Annotated in this window: 12 protein-coding genes; 9 read left to right on the top strand and 3 right to left on the bottom strand. The window is 68.9% G+C overall.

The window, feature by feature from the left end; all coding sequences use genetic code 11:
- Positions 1 to 77: 77 nt before the first annotated feature.
- A complete protein-coding gene (locus ACWEK3_RS02440; RefSeq protein WP_225078576.1) occupies positions 78 to 605 on the bottom strand; it encodes a winged helix-turn-helix transcriptional regulator in 528 nt (175 codons plus the stop codon).
- A gap of 135 nt (positions 606 to 740) precedes the next feature.
- Between ACWEK3_RS02440 and ACWEK3_RS02435 the strand changes: the two genes are divergently transcribed.
- Together ACWEK3_RS02435 and ACWEK3_RS02430 are read left to right on the top strand one after the other, a co-directional pair.
- Entirely contained in the window at positions 741 to 2,153 is a 1,413-nt protein-coding gene (locus ACWEK3_RS02435; protein ID WP_453248704.1) for an MFS transporter, read from the top strand.
- A gap of 161 nt (positions 2,154 to 2,314) precedes the next feature.
- The gene (locus tag ACWEK3_RS02430; RefSeq protein ID WP_453248703.1) at positions 2,315 to 3,373 is read left to right on the top strand and encodes an SEC-C domain-containing protein; all 1,059 of its coding nucleotides are present in this window, start codon (positions 2,315 to 2,317) and stop codon (positions 3,371 to 3,373) included.
- A gap of 21 nt (positions 3,374 to 3,394) precedes the next feature.
- On the opposite strand, the gene ACWEK3_RS02425 is transcribed toward ACWEK3_RS02430, so the two are convergent.
- Complete coding sequence (locus ACWEK3_RS02425) at positions 3,395 to 4,336, bottom strand: LysR family transcriptional regulator (protein ID WP_453248702.1); 942 nt, start codon at positions 4,334 to 4,336, stop codon at positions 3,395 to 3,397.
- Between the two features lie 95 nt (positions 4,337 to 4,431).
- Here ACWEK3_RS02425 and ACWEK3_RS02420 point away from each other — a divergent pair, with 95 nt between their 5' ends.
- The 5 genes from ACWEK3_RS02420 to ACWEK3_RS02400 all read left to right on the top strand — a co-directional run bounded on the left by ACWEK3_RS02420 (position 4,432) and on the right by ACWEK3_RS02400 (position 12,417).
- The gene (locus ACWEK3_RS02420; RefSeq protein WP_453248701.1) at positions 4,432 to 5,634 is read left to right on the top strand and encodes a nuclear transport factor 2 family protein; all 1,203 of its coding nucleotides are present in this window, start codon (positions 4,432 to 4,434) and stop codon (positions 5,632 to 5,634) included.
- A 56-nt stretch (positions 5,635 to 5,690) separates the two neighbouring features.
- Positions 5,691 to 6,455 (top strand): aminoglycoside adenylyltransferase domain-containing protein, encoded by a 765-nt coding sequence (locus ACWEK3_RS02415; RefSeq protein WP_450543720.1) that lies wholly within the window; start codon positions 5,691 to 5,693, stop codon positions 6,453 to 6,455.
- Positions 6,456 to 6,567: 112 nt separating this feature from the next.
- Entirely contained in the window at positions 6,568 to 8,226 is a 1,659-nt protein-coding gene (locus ACWEK3_RS02410; RefSeq protein ID WP_453248700.1) for a serine/threonine-protein kinase, read from the top strand.
- A 276-nt stretch (positions 8,227 to 8,502) separates the two neighbouring features.
- Complete coding sequence (locus tag ACWEK3_RS02405) at positions 8,503 to 9,177, top strand: hypothetical protein (RefSeq protein ID WP_453248699.1); 675 nt, start codon at positions 8,503 to 8,505, stop codon at positions 9,175 to 9,177.
- A gap of 99 nt (positions 9,178 to 9,276) precedes the next feature.
- Positions 9,277 to 12,417, top strand: a complete 3,141-nt coding sequence (locus tag ACWEK3_RS02400) for a DUF3427 domain-containing protein (protein WP_453248698.1) — start codon at positions 9,277 to 9,279, stop codon at positions 12,415 to 12,417.
- Positions 12,418 to 12,429: 12 nt separating this feature from the next.
- Here ACWEK3_RS02400 and ACWEK3_RS02395 read toward each other — a convergent pair whose 3' ends face one another.
- Positions 12,430 to 13,089 (bottom strand): ATP-binding protein, encoded by a 660-nt coding sequence (locus tag ACWEK3_RS02395; protein ID WP_453248775.1) that lies wholly within the window; start codon positions 13,087 to 13,089, stop codon positions 12,430 to 12,432.
- A 216-nt stretch (positions 13,090 to 13,305) separates the two neighbouring features.
- On the opposite strand from ACWEK3_RS02395, the gene ACWEK3_RS02390 reads away from it, so the two are divergent.
- The gene (locus tag ACWEK3_RS02390) at positions 13,306 to 14,151 is read left to right on the top strand and encodes a helix-turn-helix domain-containing protein (RefSeq protein ID WP_453248774.1); all 846 of its coding nucleotides are present in this window, start codon (positions 13,306 to 13,308) and stop codon (positions 14,149 to 14,151) included.
- Complete coding sequence (locus ACWEK3_RS02385; RefSeq protein WP_450543714.1) at positions 14,151 to 14,372, top strand: DUF397 domain-containing protein; 222 nt, start codon at positions 14,151 to 14,153, stop codon at positions 14,370 to 14,372. Before ACWEK3_RS02390 ends, ACWEK3_RS02385 begins: the two co-directional genes overlap by 1 nt.
- Positions 14,373 to 14,595 lie beyond the last annotated feature (223 nt).

Raw genomic sequence — 14,595 nt, 5'->3', positions numbered from 1 at the left:
CCGGCTGCCGGTTGCCGACGGACGGCAGGCGGCGGGCGGCGGGCGGCCTCCGGCTCACCATAGCGGCGTAGAGGCCGTTATACAGGATCGATCTCGAGGGGTTGCAGCAGCCGCCTCGGCTTGAGCAGTGCCCGGCTGACCGGATCCGCCGGGTCCGTGTCGAGTCCGGGTCCCGGTTCCATGAGGACGTCCTCGACCGGTACGACGGTCGCGCAGGAGGGGCACTCGCCGTACGGCCCGAGTTCGGTGCCGCACTCCGCGTGCCGGAAGTAGCGCAGCCGGACCTCGGTGAAGTGCTCGCGCCCCCACAGGCCGAGCGCCCGCAGGGTCGGCCACAACGCGATCCCGCGCTCGGTGACGACGTACTCGTACCGGGGCGGCGAGTCCTGGTACCGCCGCTTCTCCAGGATCCCCTCCGCCGTCAGCGTCTGGAGGCGGGCGGCGAGGACCGCGCGGGGGATGCCGAGGTGGACCAGGAAGTCGTTGTAGCGCCGGACGCCGTACAGCGCGTCGCGGACGACCAGCAGCGTCCAGCGCTCCCCGATGATCTCCAGCGCGCGGGCGATCGAGCACTCCTGCGTCGCGTAGTCCTTGCCCAGTGCCATGCCGTCCACTGTAGCCACTTTCCGAGGACTTGGTTCAATGAGCGAACTGAGGGTGTTACGGTTCACGAGCAGGTCGGTTCAATGACCGAACCTGCGTGAGCCTCTTCTCCGCCCAGCCCCCGGAAGGACGGGCCCATGACCGGGCTGAACTCCCCCACGACTTCCACCGCAGCGGTCACCACCCGCACCGCCGCCCCACGCCCCAGGCGCCGGGACGGGCCCCCGCACCCCCGGGCCACCCTGGCCGTGACCAGCGCGGCCACCACCGTGGCCCTGATGACGTACACGGCACCGATCATCACCCTCCCCGGCACCGCAGCCGCCCTGCACACCCCCCTCTCCGCCCAGGCATGGCTGCTCAACGGCACCCCGCTGGGCCTGGCCGCCCTCCTCCTGATCGCCGGCAGCCTGGCCGACGACTACGGGCGCCGCCGCGTCTTCCTCGCCGGCACCCTCACCCTGGGCCTGACCACCCTGCTGGGCGCCCTGGCGTCGACGACCTGGCAGTTCACGCTGGCCCGTATCGCGCAGGGCGCGGCCAGCGCGGCCCTGCTGGCCAGCAGCCTGGGCCTGCTCGTGCACGCCTTTCCCACCCCCCGCGGGCGGCTCCACGCGACCGGCGTCTGGGGCGCCTTCGTGAGCGGCGGCATAGCGGTCGGCCCGCTGGTCACGGGCGCCCTGCCGAACTGGCGGGCGGCCTACGCCGTCCTGGGCGCCACCGCCCTGGTCGCGGCCGCTCTCGGCACCCGCGCCCTCTCGGAGTCCCGCGCGCCGAGGGGCGGCCGGCCGGACGTCCTCGGCGCGCTGACCTTCGGGCTGGCCCTGGTGGCCCTGGTGGCCGCGCTGACCCTGGGCCGGGACGGCTGGCTGCGGGCGCCCGTGGGACTGCTGCTCGCGGCGGCCGTGACGCTGCTCGGGGTCTTCGCGCTGCTGGAGCGCCGTACCCGCACACCGATGATCGACCTGTCCCTGCTGCGCCGCCCCCGCTTCCTGGCCTCCTCGGCGGGCGGCCTGTTCACCGGCCTGGCAGTGATCGGCCTCTTCAGCTTCCTGCCGGCCCTGCTCCAGCAGACGCTGGCAATGTCGCCGATGACCACCGCCTGGCTGTTGCTGCTGTGGTCCGGCACGGGCTTCACGGTGGCCCTCCAGGCCAAGCGCCTGGCGGGGCGGGTGACGCCGCGCCGGCAACTGGTCCTGGGCTTCGTCCTCCACGCGGCCGGCGTCCTCACGATGCTCGGTGCGATCGGCTCCGGCTCCTGGCTCCGCATGCTGCCGGGCCTGCTGGTGAGCGGCGTGGGCAGCGGCCTGCTGAACGCCGCGCTGCCCCTGCTGTCGGTGGAGTCGGTCCCGCCGGACCGCGCGGCGATGGGCTCCGGCGCCCAGCAAACCCTCCGCTACATCGGCTCCTGCGCCGGCGTCGCCCTGACCATCGCCCTCGCGACGTCGACGGGCAGCCTGGCACGGGGCGCCGACGTCGCGATGGCGGTGTCGGCGGGGCTGGCGCTGGTGGGCGCGGTGAGCGTGGGGGTGTCGCGGGAGCGGGGATGAGAGTGCGGGGGCGGGGCGGGGGTGAGGACGCCGGAGCGGGGGTGAGGGTGCGGGGCGCACGGACGAGGGCTGGGCCCTGGGGCGAGGTCCCCTGGATCCCCTGGATCCCCTGGCCTGCAGATACCTCACGTTTGTCACCCTCCGGCAGTACGGTGTCCCCCATGCGCCCCGCCACGCCCGCCGAAGACGCCGACCACGCCACCGAAGCGGACCGCCTCGAGCGGACCGCCGATCTGTACCCCGAGGACGCCGAGGCCCTCCTCCTCCAGGCCGCGGCCCACCGGGAACTGTCCGGCGACCGCCCCGCCGCGACGACCCTCTACGACCGGCTGCTGTCCTCCCCCGCCGACCTGGAGAACCCCCACCTGGTCCGGGCCCTGAAAGCCGCCAACCTCTGGGAGTACGGCCACGAGGCGGAGGCGAGAGCGATCATCGAGGGCGTCCGTGCCACCGCGCCCCGCGACCCGGCCCCCTGGGTGATCGTCGCGGAGTCCCTGGAGGCCCACGACGAACTCGAAGCAGCGCATGAGACGTTCACCCAGGGCGTGGAACTGCTTCTCGCGGAAGCCCAGGAGCCCCCACACGCCACCCACCCCCTCCTCTTCGGCCGTCACCGCGTCCGCCGCATGCTGGGCACTGTCCACGACGACTGGGACATGCTGGCCGACACCCTCCACGCCTCCCCGGTCCCCCTGGACGAACTCCACGACCCGAAACGCGTCTGGTCCCTCGGCTCGGAGAACCCGGCCGAACTGCAAGCGGAGATCACCCGGCTTCGCGCCGAACTCGGCGCCTACCGCGCGGCCCTCTCCCGCCCCTTCCCGGTGGCGGTCCTGCACTGGCCGGCGGAAGAACTCTCCGAACTCCTCACGGCCTACGCCGGCCTCACGTCCGAATACCCCTCCCACGAGACCCACTTGGCGACGATAGAGGCGTCTCTGCGCGAACTGTCCTCCTCCGGCACCCCCAACCTGGGCATCGTCACGGGCACGGTCCCCTCCTACGAGGCCTTCGCCGCCTCGGAGGCCGCCTCCCCGTCCGACCCGGCCCTGCTGCCCCAGTACGCGACGACCCTGGCGGCCCGGGGCCGCGCGGTCACCTGGCCCCCGCAGCGGGGGGCGCTGTGCTGGTGCGGGTCGGGGCAGGCGTACGGGGAGTGCCATGGGGTGGCGAAGCCTGCCGCACCCGCCGCACCCGCCGCACCCGCCGAATCCGTCTGAGCAGGCCGGAAGCGAGCGGATTCAGTCCCCGTCGCGGGCATCCGTCTCAGCCGGCCGGTGCGCGGCTTGGGCGGGACGACCCGCGTTGAAGGCTGTCACGAGCTGGTCCAGCAGAGGCGCGGAACAAGGGTGCGGGTCGCGGCGCGGAGTGATCGTGTAGATGCCGCGGGTCGGGGGATCCACGAGGGCCACCGCGGTGACATCGGTCCGCAGCGCGCCGGCCAGCACCCCCGGTATCAGCGCGATGGCGTGGCCGGTAGCGACCAGCGCCAACTTGCCGGGCAGATCGGCCGCGGCGAGGTCGATGCGGGCGGTCACTCCGGCGCGGGCGGCGTGCTGGCGGAGCAGCGCCGCCGAGCCCTCGTTGTCCTCCGCCCACGTCTGCTCGGCCAGCGCCTGAATGCGCACTGGGGCGCCCCCGGCCAGCGGGTGGTCGACGGGAAGCACGACGACCATCTCGTCCGTCCCCAGGAACCGTCGTTCGAGACGCGGGTCGTTGGGCAGCCCCGGTGGCGCGTCGGTGACCACGGCGACGTCCAGGTCACCGGAGACCACACGGTCGTACAGCTCCAGGCTCAGTCCGGGCGACAGGCTCCACCGGACGGATCCGTCCGTGTCGAGCAGACGGCGTATCGCCGCGGGCACGATCCCGGCGGCCAGGGACGGCGTCGCACCGACGGCCAGTGGCCGGGCCGGCGCACCGTCACGCAGGTCCCGTACGGCACGAACCGCCCGGTCGGCCTCGGTGAGCGCGGCCGCTGCGTGACGGCGGAACACCTCTCCGACAGGCGTCGGACGCACACCACGCGCATGCCGCTCCACCAGTGGCACCCCGAGCTCGCGCTCCAGCCCGGCGATCTGCCGGGAGACGGCCGACTGCGTGTAGCCGAGTTCGTCGGCCGCCGCCGACAACGACCCGAGCCGGCACACCGTCACGAAGGTCCGCCATGAAGTGAGCGCCATGGCCCGGAAGCATGCCACCGATATGCGGATCCCGCAGAGCAGCCCTTCCACATCTGCGCTTGTCGCAACCTTCCCGGTGCCCCACGCTCGGACGCATGACCACACCGCACACCGTCGCCGTGCTCGGCCTGGGCCGCATGGGCGCCGCGATCGCGACCCGACTCGCCGACCAGGACTGGGACGTCGTCGGCTGGACACGGTCCGGTCGTCACGTCGCGGGCGCCGTCGAGACGACCCGCGACCCGAACGACGCCGTGGTGAAGGCGGACATCACAGTCCTGGCACTGTTCGACGGCCGGGCCTGTCGGCAGGTCGTCGACCGCATCCGCCCCTCGCTGCGACCGGACACGATCGTGCTGAACACCAGCACCATCGCCCCCGCCGAGGCCTCGACCCTGGCCCGGCACCTCGGCCCGTCCTACGTCCACGCGCCCGTACTCGGCTCCGTACCGGCCGTAGCCGCGGGCACCCTGCAGATCCTCGCCGCCGGCGACCGGGACGCGCTCGACCGAGTCGAACCGGTACTGCGAGCGCTCGGCACCGTGCGGCCCGTCGACGACGCGGCCACCGCCGCGGCGCTCAAGCTGGTCGCCAACAGCAGCCTCGCCGGCGCCGTCCTCGCGCTGCGCGACTCACTGCGGCAGGCCGACGCCCTGGACCTGCCCCGTCCTCAGGTACTGGACGTCCTCGAACTCGGCCAACTCGGCGGGCTCGTCACCCGCAAGCGGACGCTCCTCGCCGACCGGTCGACCACGACCGCGGCCCCGGCCGAGTTCACGATCGGCGCGCTGGCCAAGGACATGGCGCTGCTGGCCGCCGCGTCGAACAGCCCCCTGCGCAGCGCGGCCGACCTGGCCGCCACCTCTGCCGATCCGGAGGCCGACATCGCCGTAGCCGCCACGGTTCCCGCCGTGGACGATGCCGTGCTCGAACCCCTGCGCTCCTACATCCGCGGCCACGCCACCGGCGATCCCACCCACTTCCGAGACGCGTTCCTGCCCACCGCCCACATCGAGGGCATCCGGGACGGCGCGTTCGTGTCATGGCGCCTGGACGAGTACTGCGCGCTCTTCAACGGCCGCCCGGCCAGGGACGAACCGACCCGCATGCGCCACATCGACACCATCGACGTCCACGGCACCGTCGCCACCGCGTCCATGACCCTCCGGCACGGCCCGGACACCTTCACCGACGTCTTCCTGCTGGTCCAGGCCGAGGGCGGGTGGCGCATCGCCAACAAGGCGTACCACCGGACAGTGACCAGCGGTGGGGAGCGTTCTCGGACACTGAGGCCGTAGCACGAACTCCCAGAAATGAGGGTGCGTCCGCACGGGCCGGGGGGCATGCTGCTGCGATGGACCAGATTCGGGAGATCGCAAGGCTGGTCGACGACGTGCTGGGGCGCACCGTCATCGGAACCTACCTTCACGGCTCCTCCGTGCTCGGCGGTCTCAGACCGGCCAGCGACGTGGACGTCCTGGTCGTCTCTCGGCGCAGCATGAACGGCCGGGAACGACGGGCTCTTCTCCACGGGCTGTCGCGCATCTCCGGTTCCGGTTCCACCGGCGAGGCCCGTCCGGTCGAGCTCACGGTCACCGTTCAGTCGGAGGTCCGCCCGTGGCGGTACCCGCCGACCGCCGACTTCCTCTACGGCGAGTGGCTGCGCGACGAGTTCGAGGCGAGCGGGCCCCCTCGGCCGGAGCCGATGCCGGACCTGGCGCTTCTCCTCACGATGGTGCTGGCCGGCAACCACCCACTGACCGGACCGCCCCCGGCCGAGGTCCTGGACCGCGTGCCGTCCGGGGACCTGGCCAGGGCCGGCGTGGCGGGCATCCCCGGCCTGCTCGACAACCTTGACGGTGACACCCGCAACGTCGTGCTGACCCTGGCACGTATCTGGACGACGCTCGCCACCGGTGAGATCAGGTCGAAGGACCAGGCGGCCGACTGGGCCCTCGCCCGGCTTCCCCTGGACCAGCGCCCCGTCCTGGAACACGCCAGGGAGTTGTATCTCAACTGCCTGTACTGCGACGAGCACTGGAGCCAGGAGTTGAAGACGCGGGTACGCCCCCACGTGGAGACGGTGCTCGCTGAGATCGACCGGCACACGCGTCTCTGAGAGGCCGCCACCTCGGGCCCCCTGATCACGCCCTCCGCAACACGCCTTAAAGTGCTGCTTGTTGGTCGACTCATCGGATCGACGGATCTGGGGATCGGGGGGACGACGGCCGATGAACAATGCGGGCGCGACTGAGGTGTTCCAGCCCCTGCAACCGGACGACCCTCCCACGGTGGCCGGTTACCGCCTCGTCGCCCGGCTGGGCGCGGGTGGCATGGGCCGGGTCTACCTGTCGCACACGCAGGGCGGCCGCCCGGTGGCGATCAAGGTGGTCCGTCCGGAACTGGCCGACGACCCGGCCTTCCGCCGCCGGTTCCGTCGAGAGATAGCCGCCGCCCGACGGGTCCGGGGCGCGTACACCGCCGAGTTGATCGACGCCGCCGCGGACGGCGTACCGCCCTGGCTGGCCACGCTGTACGTACCGGGCCCGTCCCTCACCGAGGCCGTCGCCCGGCGCGGACCGCTGCCGGTTCCGGCGGTGCTGTGGCTGATGGCGGGGGTGGCCGAGGCACTGCAGGCCATCCACGACGCGGGCATCGTGCACCGGGACCTGAAGCCGTCGAACGTGCTGCTGGCCGCCGACGGCCCGCGCGTGATCGACTTCGGCATCTCGCTGGCCTCGGACGTCACCTCGCACACCACCACGGGCGCCGCCATCGGCACACCGTCGTTCATGGCTCCCGAGCAGGCGGCCGCGGGCGAGGTCACGGCGGCGACCGACGTCTTCGCACTCGGCCAGACGGCGGCGTTCGCGGCCCTGGGCGAGCCGCTGTACGGGGACGGCCCCGCGGTCAGCGTGCTGTACCGGATCGTGAACGACGAACCCGACCTCTCCCTCCTGCCCGAGCAACTCCGTCCGCTGATCGCCCGGTGCCTGGCCGCCGATCCGGACGAACGCCCCACCCCGGCGGAGATCGTCGAATGGTGCCGCCAACGGCTGGGCAAGGACGCCGACGCGGGCGGCGGACCGGCCGTCTGGCGGGAGATAGCGGGACCGGAGGTGACGGTCCCGCCCCCGGTCCCCAACCCCACCCATGGCTACACGCTGCCTTCGGTCGGCTGGCCGCAGCCGGCGGTTCCGGTCCCGCAGGTCACGTGGCCGCAGCCGCCAATGCCGTCGGACCCGGACGCGCGACGCACCCGCAGGCATCGCAACGCGCTGATCGCGACCGCCTCCGTGACAGCGGGCGCGCTGCTGCTGGCCGGCCTGACCTGGACAGCCATCAACGCGGCGAACCGGCTCCGCGACTGGGGTGCGTCCGCTTCCTCGACGTCCCCTCCGGAGGCCTCCGCGCGGTCCTCGGCGTCCTCATCCGGAGCCACGCCAGCCTCCGAGGCCGGTGGCCGGACACCAGAGGCGTCGCCCCCCTCCTCCACCACACCCAAGCCACCGCAAGCCGTCCCGTACCCCCAGCAGTGGCTGGACGAGAAGAACTCCCTGAACATCAAGGACCCAGTCGAGCGCAAGGACCGCAAGGGGGACATCCGCTTCGGCTGCAAGTTGGCCGGCTGCGAGCTGGAGAGCGACACCAGCGTGATCGCCTTGTCGTACGACAAGACGGGGGCCACTCTCGATTCGTGCCGCCTCACCCTCACCGACGCCCACAGGCACCGCCTCCCGCTGGCCGCGGCGGCGAACGGCAGCGAGATCTGCATCAAGCACCCCTCGGGAGACATCGCGCTGCTCGTGATCCAGGTGAAGTCCACCGCACTGCCGGACAGCGGGATCAGCTTCGTCATGGCCGACATGACGATCTGGCGGGCGGCCTAGCCAGGTCGTTCCGTCCGCATCACTGATCGCTCGCCTGCCGTGCCGCTGGCTGATGCCAGACGTCTTCGCTTCGGGCAGCGTAAGGCATCAGCGGACGTTCACTCACCCGGCCTATGGCGCCCAGTTCGAGTACTCACACCGCCAGTTGCCTCCCGATCCGCCCACCGAGCAGTGGATTCTCACCCCCACCATGGACACGATTCCATCACAGGGTCTCCACAAGTCTCCGCGGTCACGAGAAGATTCATCACTCATGCAATTCCCTGGGGGGGGACCATGAGCGACAGGACCGCGCCGCCACCTATGCCGAGCTACGGGCCACCCATGCCGCCCGTCCCGCAGCCGCAGACAAAGAAGCACCGGACAGCCATCATCGCCGCGGCCGCAGCAGTCGTTGCCGCGGCCGTCTCCGCCGCAGTCACGGCTGGCGCCACTGGAAGCAGCGGCACCAGAGCTGCTCCCACCGTCACCGTCACCGAAACCGCGAGCGACACCGCCGCGACGGCCGACGACACGACGGATTCCACGGACGAGTTCGCGGATGAGGACGACAGCGATGACGTCTACGCCCTGACCGACACCGCCACCTACGAGAACAATGTCGCCGTCAGCCTCTCCGGGTTCCAGCGGTCTGTGTCCGGGGAGTACGCGTCCCCCGAGAACACCAACTACGTGCAGTTCACAGCCAAGATCAAGAACGGGGGCAGGAAGACCCTCGACACCACCGGACTCACCGTCAACTGCTCCTATGGCGAAGATGGGCGCAGCAGCGAATCGATCTTCGACAGCGATCACAGCCTCGACGGAGGCCCCGACACCAAACTCCTCGCCAGAAGGTCTATCAACATGCCGTGGGGCTGCGAGCTCCCCAAGGGACAGAAGGTCTTCCAGGTCGAAGTGTCTCCCGACATGGAATCAGAGAGCGCGATCTTCACCGGCAAGGTGAAGTAAGCGGAAAGGGCCCCATCCTGCGGGGAGTTCGGCGGTACCGAAGGCTCGCTGTCAGTAGGGCCTGTTAGAACAGAACCATCAACGTTGATCGGGGACACGGTGGCAAAGGCGCGGGACCTGGAGCAGCCCATCGCTGGGGTGTACGAGAAGCTGATCACTCAGGACGTACGCGATGAGCTGGGGCAGCTCGAGGCCATGGGGTGGAAGGCCATCGACGCCGAGGTCAGTAAGGAGTCCTCGCCTCACGTTCTGGCCCGGCACGTCGGTGAGGTGGTCGCCCGCACGCTCAACCAGCTCCCCTCCGATCAGCGGGTCCCCTTCGTCAACAAGGTCCTGGAATCTCTGGCCATCGGGACCACCGGCCAGACCGACACCGAGCCCATAAACACGGTCGTGGAGGGCCCCCGTCAGTTGCTCGCCCTCGCCGAGCAGGAGGCGCCGGGCGCCTACGCAATCCGCCCCCTCACTCCGCTGTCCGAGACCTCGTTGCTCACCAACTCGCCGGAGGACCTCAGCCTGGGTGCCGAACTGCGGGCCGAGCTCGCGACCGCGGACCGTATCGACCTGCTCTGCGCGTTCGTGAAGTGGTACGGCATCCGAGTTCTGGAGGACGCTCTTCGCGCCGCCAAGGAGCGCGGCGTGGAGATTCGGGTCATCACGACCACGTACATGGGGGCCACCGACCGTCACGCACTCGATCGGCTGGTGCGGGACTTCGGCGCGACCGTCAAGGTCAACTACGAGATCCGCTCCACCCGCCTGCACGCCAAAGCCTGGTTGTTCCGGCGCAAGACGGGCTTCGACACCGCCTACGTCGGCAGCTCGAACCTGTCCAGGGCCGCACTGCTCGACGGCCTGGAGTGGAACGTACGGCTGTCGTCCGTCGCCACCCCCTCCGTACTGGACAAGTTCGAGGCGACGTTCGACGCGTACTGGAACGACACGGCCTTCGAGACGTACAACCCGGATCTCCACGGTGAACGCCTCGATGGAGCGCTGGCCCAGGCAGGTGGCACCAGCTCCACCACCGACCTGAAGATCAACCTTTCCGGCCTTCAGGTACGCGCCTTCCCACACCAGCGGGACATGCTGGAGCGGCTCCGCGTCGAGCGAGAGATCCGCGGGCGTCACGATAACCTGCTGGTAGCCGCCACCGGCACGGGGAAGACTGTGATGGCCGCCCTCGACTACCGCAGCATGTGCAAGTCGGACAACGAACGACCGAGGCTCCTGTTCGTGGCGCACCGCAAGGAGATCCTCAACCAGTCCCTGCGCACATACCGGGAAGTCCTCGACGACGCCTCGTTCGGAGAGCTGCTGCACGCTGGGCAGGACCCGCGTGAGTGGAACCACGTCTTCGCAAGCGTCCAGTCGCTCAATGTGCGGCGGCTGGAGCAACTGGCCTCCGATCACTTCGACGTCATCGTCATCGACGAGTTCCACCACGCCACCGCGACCACGTACCGCCGGGTGATCGACCACTTCGCGCCGAAGGAGCTGCTGGGTCTGACGGCGACCCCCGAGCGGATGGACGGGCGTAACGTCCAGGACGAGTTCTTCGAGGGACGCATCGCCGCCGAAATGCGCCTGTGGGAGGCCCTGGAGAACGATCTGCTCTGCCCCTTCCACTACTTCGGCATCCCGGACGGCATGGATCTGAGAAACCTGGGGTGGCAGAAGGGCACATACACCGATCAGGAGCTCGACAACCTTTTCACGGGCAATGACGCACGCGCCCGGATCGTGGTGAAGCAGATCCGCGACAAGGTCTCCAACCCCGGAACCATGCGGGCGCTGGGCTTCTGCGTGAGCAAGGCACACGCCCATTTCATGGCCGACTTCTTCCGCAAGGCAGGCTTCCAGGCCGTCGCGCTCGACAGCGACTCGCCCGCGGCTGTGCGCGCTCAAGCACTGCGCGATCTAGGCGACCGCAAGCTCCAGGTGATCTTCTCCGTCGACCTGTTCAACGAGGGACTCGACATCCCCGACGTCGACACGCTGCTCCTCCTCCGCCCCACCAACAGCGCCACGATCTTCCTCCAGCAACTGGGCCGGGGGCTGAGGCGTACCGAGACGAAACCGGTACTCACGGTTCTCGACTTCATCGGACAGCATCGGGCGGAGTTCCGCTTCGAGGAGCAGTTCCGGGCACTCACCAACCTCTCGCGGAACCGGCTCGTCGACCACATCGAGCATGACTTCCCGCAATTGCCGTCCGGCTGCCAGATCATCCTGGAGGGCAAGTCCAAGGACCTCATCCTCGACAACATCCGTGCCCAAGTGAACGCCACAGTCAAGACGTTGGTGAAGGAGGTCCAGGCCTACAGCACGCCACGCCTCGCCGACTATCTTCGGGAGAGCCGCCGGGAGATCAAGGAGCTCTACAAGAGCGACAACTCGTGGACGACGGTATTGCGCCGTGCCGGGCTGATCGACGAAACCGCCCCGGCAGGAGAGGCCGCTCTACTCAAGCGCGTCCACGCGTTTCTCCACGTTGACGACCCCGAGCGCGCCGAGGCCTACGGTCGTCTCCTCGAGGACGACATCCCGCCGTACGAGGACCTGAGTCCCAGTGACCAGTCCTACGCCCGCATGTTGTTCTTCAACCTCTGGGACAACGCGGGCGGCTTCACCAGCTTCCAGGCAGGCCTGGAATCCCTCCGCTCTCAGCCGGCGTTCCGTGACGAGCTCAGGCAACTGCTCTCCTACGTCATCGAACAAGCCGACCACTACCCTCTGTCTCTGTCCGGCCCCCTCACTCACGTCCCGTTGAAGGTCCACAGCGCCTACAACCGGTCCGAGATCCTCGCGGCACTCGGCGTGGCACGCTTCGGCGGTCAGATGCCACGGTCCTTCGCCCAGGGCGTGCAGTGGGTCGCGGACCTTCAGACGGACGCCTTGCTCATCACCTTGGAGAAGAACGAGAAGGATTTCTCCCCCACCATCCGGTACAGGGACTACGCGCTGAGCCCGGAACTCTTCCACTGGGAATCGCAGAACTCGACGGCCACGAACTCTCCTACCGGCATCCGCTACCAGCAACATGCCCAGCGCGGCAGTCACGTCTTGCTGTTCGTACGCCGCTACAAGAACACCGACATAGGCAAGTCCCAGCCGTGGATGCTCCTTGGCCCGGCGACCTACAAGACCCACACCGGAAGCAAGCCGATGGCCATCACCTGGCACCTGAAGCACGACCTCCCGGCCGACGTGTGGACATACTCGGCCCGGGCGAGCTGATCCACAGCAGTGCTAGCAGTCAGCGAGCTCAGCCTCGGCCTGGAAGTGGGCCTGGGCTCGCTCCAGTACTTCGTCCGGTTCCCGGCCGTGAGCGCCGAGCCAGTGAAGGAGATCGGCGATCACGTTGATCGCGGTCTCCTCCGCCACCGCCGTCCCCAGCCGAGTGAGCCGGGAGCTTTGCGGCAGCTTCGCCACCTCGGTGTAGAGCCCGAGCACATGCGCGGCTCGCGCCATACGAGGCCCCGTGGTGTGCCCGTCGTCCGCGGAGAGACTCGTAGACAGCTCACACCACGTGGCCTTGCGCCCGGCTGTGAGGTCGACGCCCCAACGGTCGGTGATGGCGTCAATGAGAGCGATACCACGTCCGGTCTCAGCGCTTGAGTCCGCGTCTGCCAGGACTGGGAGGGCTCTGGGATCGGGATCGTGGACTTCGATGCGCAAGTAGGTGCCGTTCATGAAGACGGCGAGCGTGGCCGGGGTGGCGGGCCCTACATGCTTAATGACGTTGGCGACGAGCTCGCTGACGCACAGCTGGGCAGCTTCGCTGACTTCGTGCAAGCCCCAAAGCTCCAAGTGGAGCCGCAGCATGCGCCGCAGAGCGGCAACTTCTTCCGCCTCGGCCAGAAACGGCAGCTCCCACGTCCTTCTCGGCATACATCCGGTGCACTCCATGACGTACTCCGCCTCTTCACTCACACTGTCGTTGGCGCCCTGCGCGCTCAGTGACAACATGACAACCAAGAGTCGCAGTGAGAGTTACGAAATGGAACTCTCATCTCACACGAAGAGAAGCACGGCAACGCACAACGCGCCCCGGCGCACGCCACCTTGCCGTCTCTCCTGAGGGCCAACAACGATCTGTCGCAGCAACAGGAAAGGGCCGTGGGCATGGCAGTCGGACCAACTACCCGTAGGCGCCAACTGGGCGCCGACCTACGTCGGCTCCGAGAGCTGAAGGGACTGACTCTGGAGGAGGCAGGCGCTCGCGTAGGCATCTCGAAGGCGACACTCAGCCGCTACGAGACAAAGGAAGGGACGGTGAAGTGGCCCGCCGTTGACGCCCTTTGCCGTGAGTACGGTGCCACGGACGAGGAACGTGCGGCGCTGGTGGAGTTGGCCAAAGGCGCCAAGATCCAGGGTTGGTGGCGGTCTCTAGCCGACCCCATCCCCGAGTCCATGAACCTCATGCTCACCCTGGAAGACGAGGTCGTACGCGAGGACCACTACGCCTGCATGTATATCCCGGGCCTACTTCAGACCCGTGCGTACGCCGAAGCCGTACACCGGGCCTCGGAGGTGCAGTGCCCGGAGCGCGAGGTGCAGCACATGGTCGACATTCGCATGAAACGGCAGGAGTTGTTGGATCGCGAAGAGCCACCTCACATCTGGTGCGTGATCGACGAGGCAGCCCTCCGGCGCCAGGTGGGTGGCCGGGAGGTCATGCGCCAGCAGCTGAAACACCTGCTGGTTATGTCCCAGCGACCGCGTATCACCGTCCAGGTGTTGCCGTTCGCATGCGGTGCACACGCAGCGGCCGTCGGCAGCTTCGCTGTCCTGCGTGGGCAAGCTCCCGAACTCGACGTGGTGTACGTAGACCTCATCGGCGGCGGTCTCTTCATGGAGAAGCCACAGGAACTGGAGCGCTATAGATTGGCGTTCGAATATCTCAGCGCCCAGGCACTCGACCTCGAGTCCTCTGCTGAGCTCATCGATCGGATTAGCAGGGAGCATTGATGGTGACGTCGGCAGAAGTGCACTGGTTCAAGTCCTCCTACAGCGGCGGCAGTGGGACCGAGTGTGTAGAAGCCGCCTTCGTCTCGTCCGGCGTGCTCCTGCGGGACTCCAAGCAGCCCGAGCATCCCCATCTCACCTTGTCGGCGGGGGCATGGGCGAGCTTTGTGGCTGGTGCACGATGTCCGCAAGTCACCAACGAGTTCGGCTTTTCGGCTTCCTGAGAGACAGTCCTGCCTCCCTGATCACAGCAACGCCTCGATGCCCACGTCAAGCGGAGGATGTGGGCCACCGCGCCCTGAGGTGACCAGGCATTTCACAAGTAGTGGGTGGCCCAGACCTCCAGTTCCGCACCTCGCCCTTCGGGCATGAACGGGGTCCTCACGAGGCGATGGGCCGAGACGCCAACATGGCTGTAACCCGGATGCGAAGGAGCCGGAACGAGGC

The sequence above is a fragment of the Streptomyces sp. NPDC004721 genome, from assembly GCF_053601495.1.
This window is presented reverse-complemented; position numbering and strand designations above follow the sequence as displayed.

What these genes read in the sequence shown, in the direction of transcription:
- ACWEK3_RS02440 (WP_225078576.1), bottom strand. Translation starts at nt 605, where the DNA reads ATGGCACTGGGCAAGGACTACGCGACGCAGGAGTGCTCGATCGCCCGC.
- ACWEK3_RS02435 (WP_453248704.1), top strand. Translation starts at nt 741, where the DNA reads ATGACCGGGCTGAACTCCCCCACGACTTCCACCGCAGCGGTCACCACC.
- ACWEK3_RS02430 (WP_453248703.1), top strand. Translation starts at nt 2,315, where the DNA reads ATGCGCCCCGCCACGCCCGCCGAAGACGCCGACCACGCCACCGAAGCG.
- ACWEK3_RS02425 (WP_453248702.1), bottom strand. Translation starts at nt 4,336, where the DNA reads ATGGCGCTCACTTCATGGCGGACCTTCGTGACGGTGTGCCGGCTCGGG.
- ACWEK3_RS02420 (WP_453248701.1), top strand. Translation starts at nt 4,432, where the DNA reads ATGACCACACCGCACACCGTCGCCGTGCTCGGCCTGGGCCGCATGGGC.
- ACWEK3_RS02415 (WP_450543720.1), top strand. Translation starts at nt 5,691, where the DNA reads ATGGACCAGATTCGGGAGATCGCAAGGCTGGTCGACGACGTGCTGGGG.
- ACWEK3_RS02410 (WP_453248700.1), top strand. Translation starts at nt 6,568, where the DNA reads ATGAACAATGCGGGCGCGACTGAGGTGTTCCAGCCCCTGCAACCGGAC.
- ACWEK3_RS02405 (WP_453248699.1), top strand. Translation starts at nt 8,503, where the DNA reads ATGAGCGACAGGACCGCGCCGCCACCTATGCCGAGCTACGGGCCACCC.
- ACWEK3_RS02395 (WP_453248775.1), bottom strand. Translation starts at nt 13,089, where the DNA reads ATGGAGTGCACCGGATGTATGCCGAGAAGGACGTGGGAGCTGCCGTTT.
- ACWEK3_RS02390 (WP_453248774.1), top strand. Translation starts at nt 13,306, where the DNA reads ATGGCAGTCGGACCAACTACCCGTAGGCGCCAACTGGGCGCCGACCTA.
- ACWEK3_RS02385 (WP_450543714.1), top strand. Translation starts at nt 14,151, where the DNA reads ATGGTGACGTCGGCAGAAGTGCACTGGTTCAAGTCCTCCTACAGCGGC.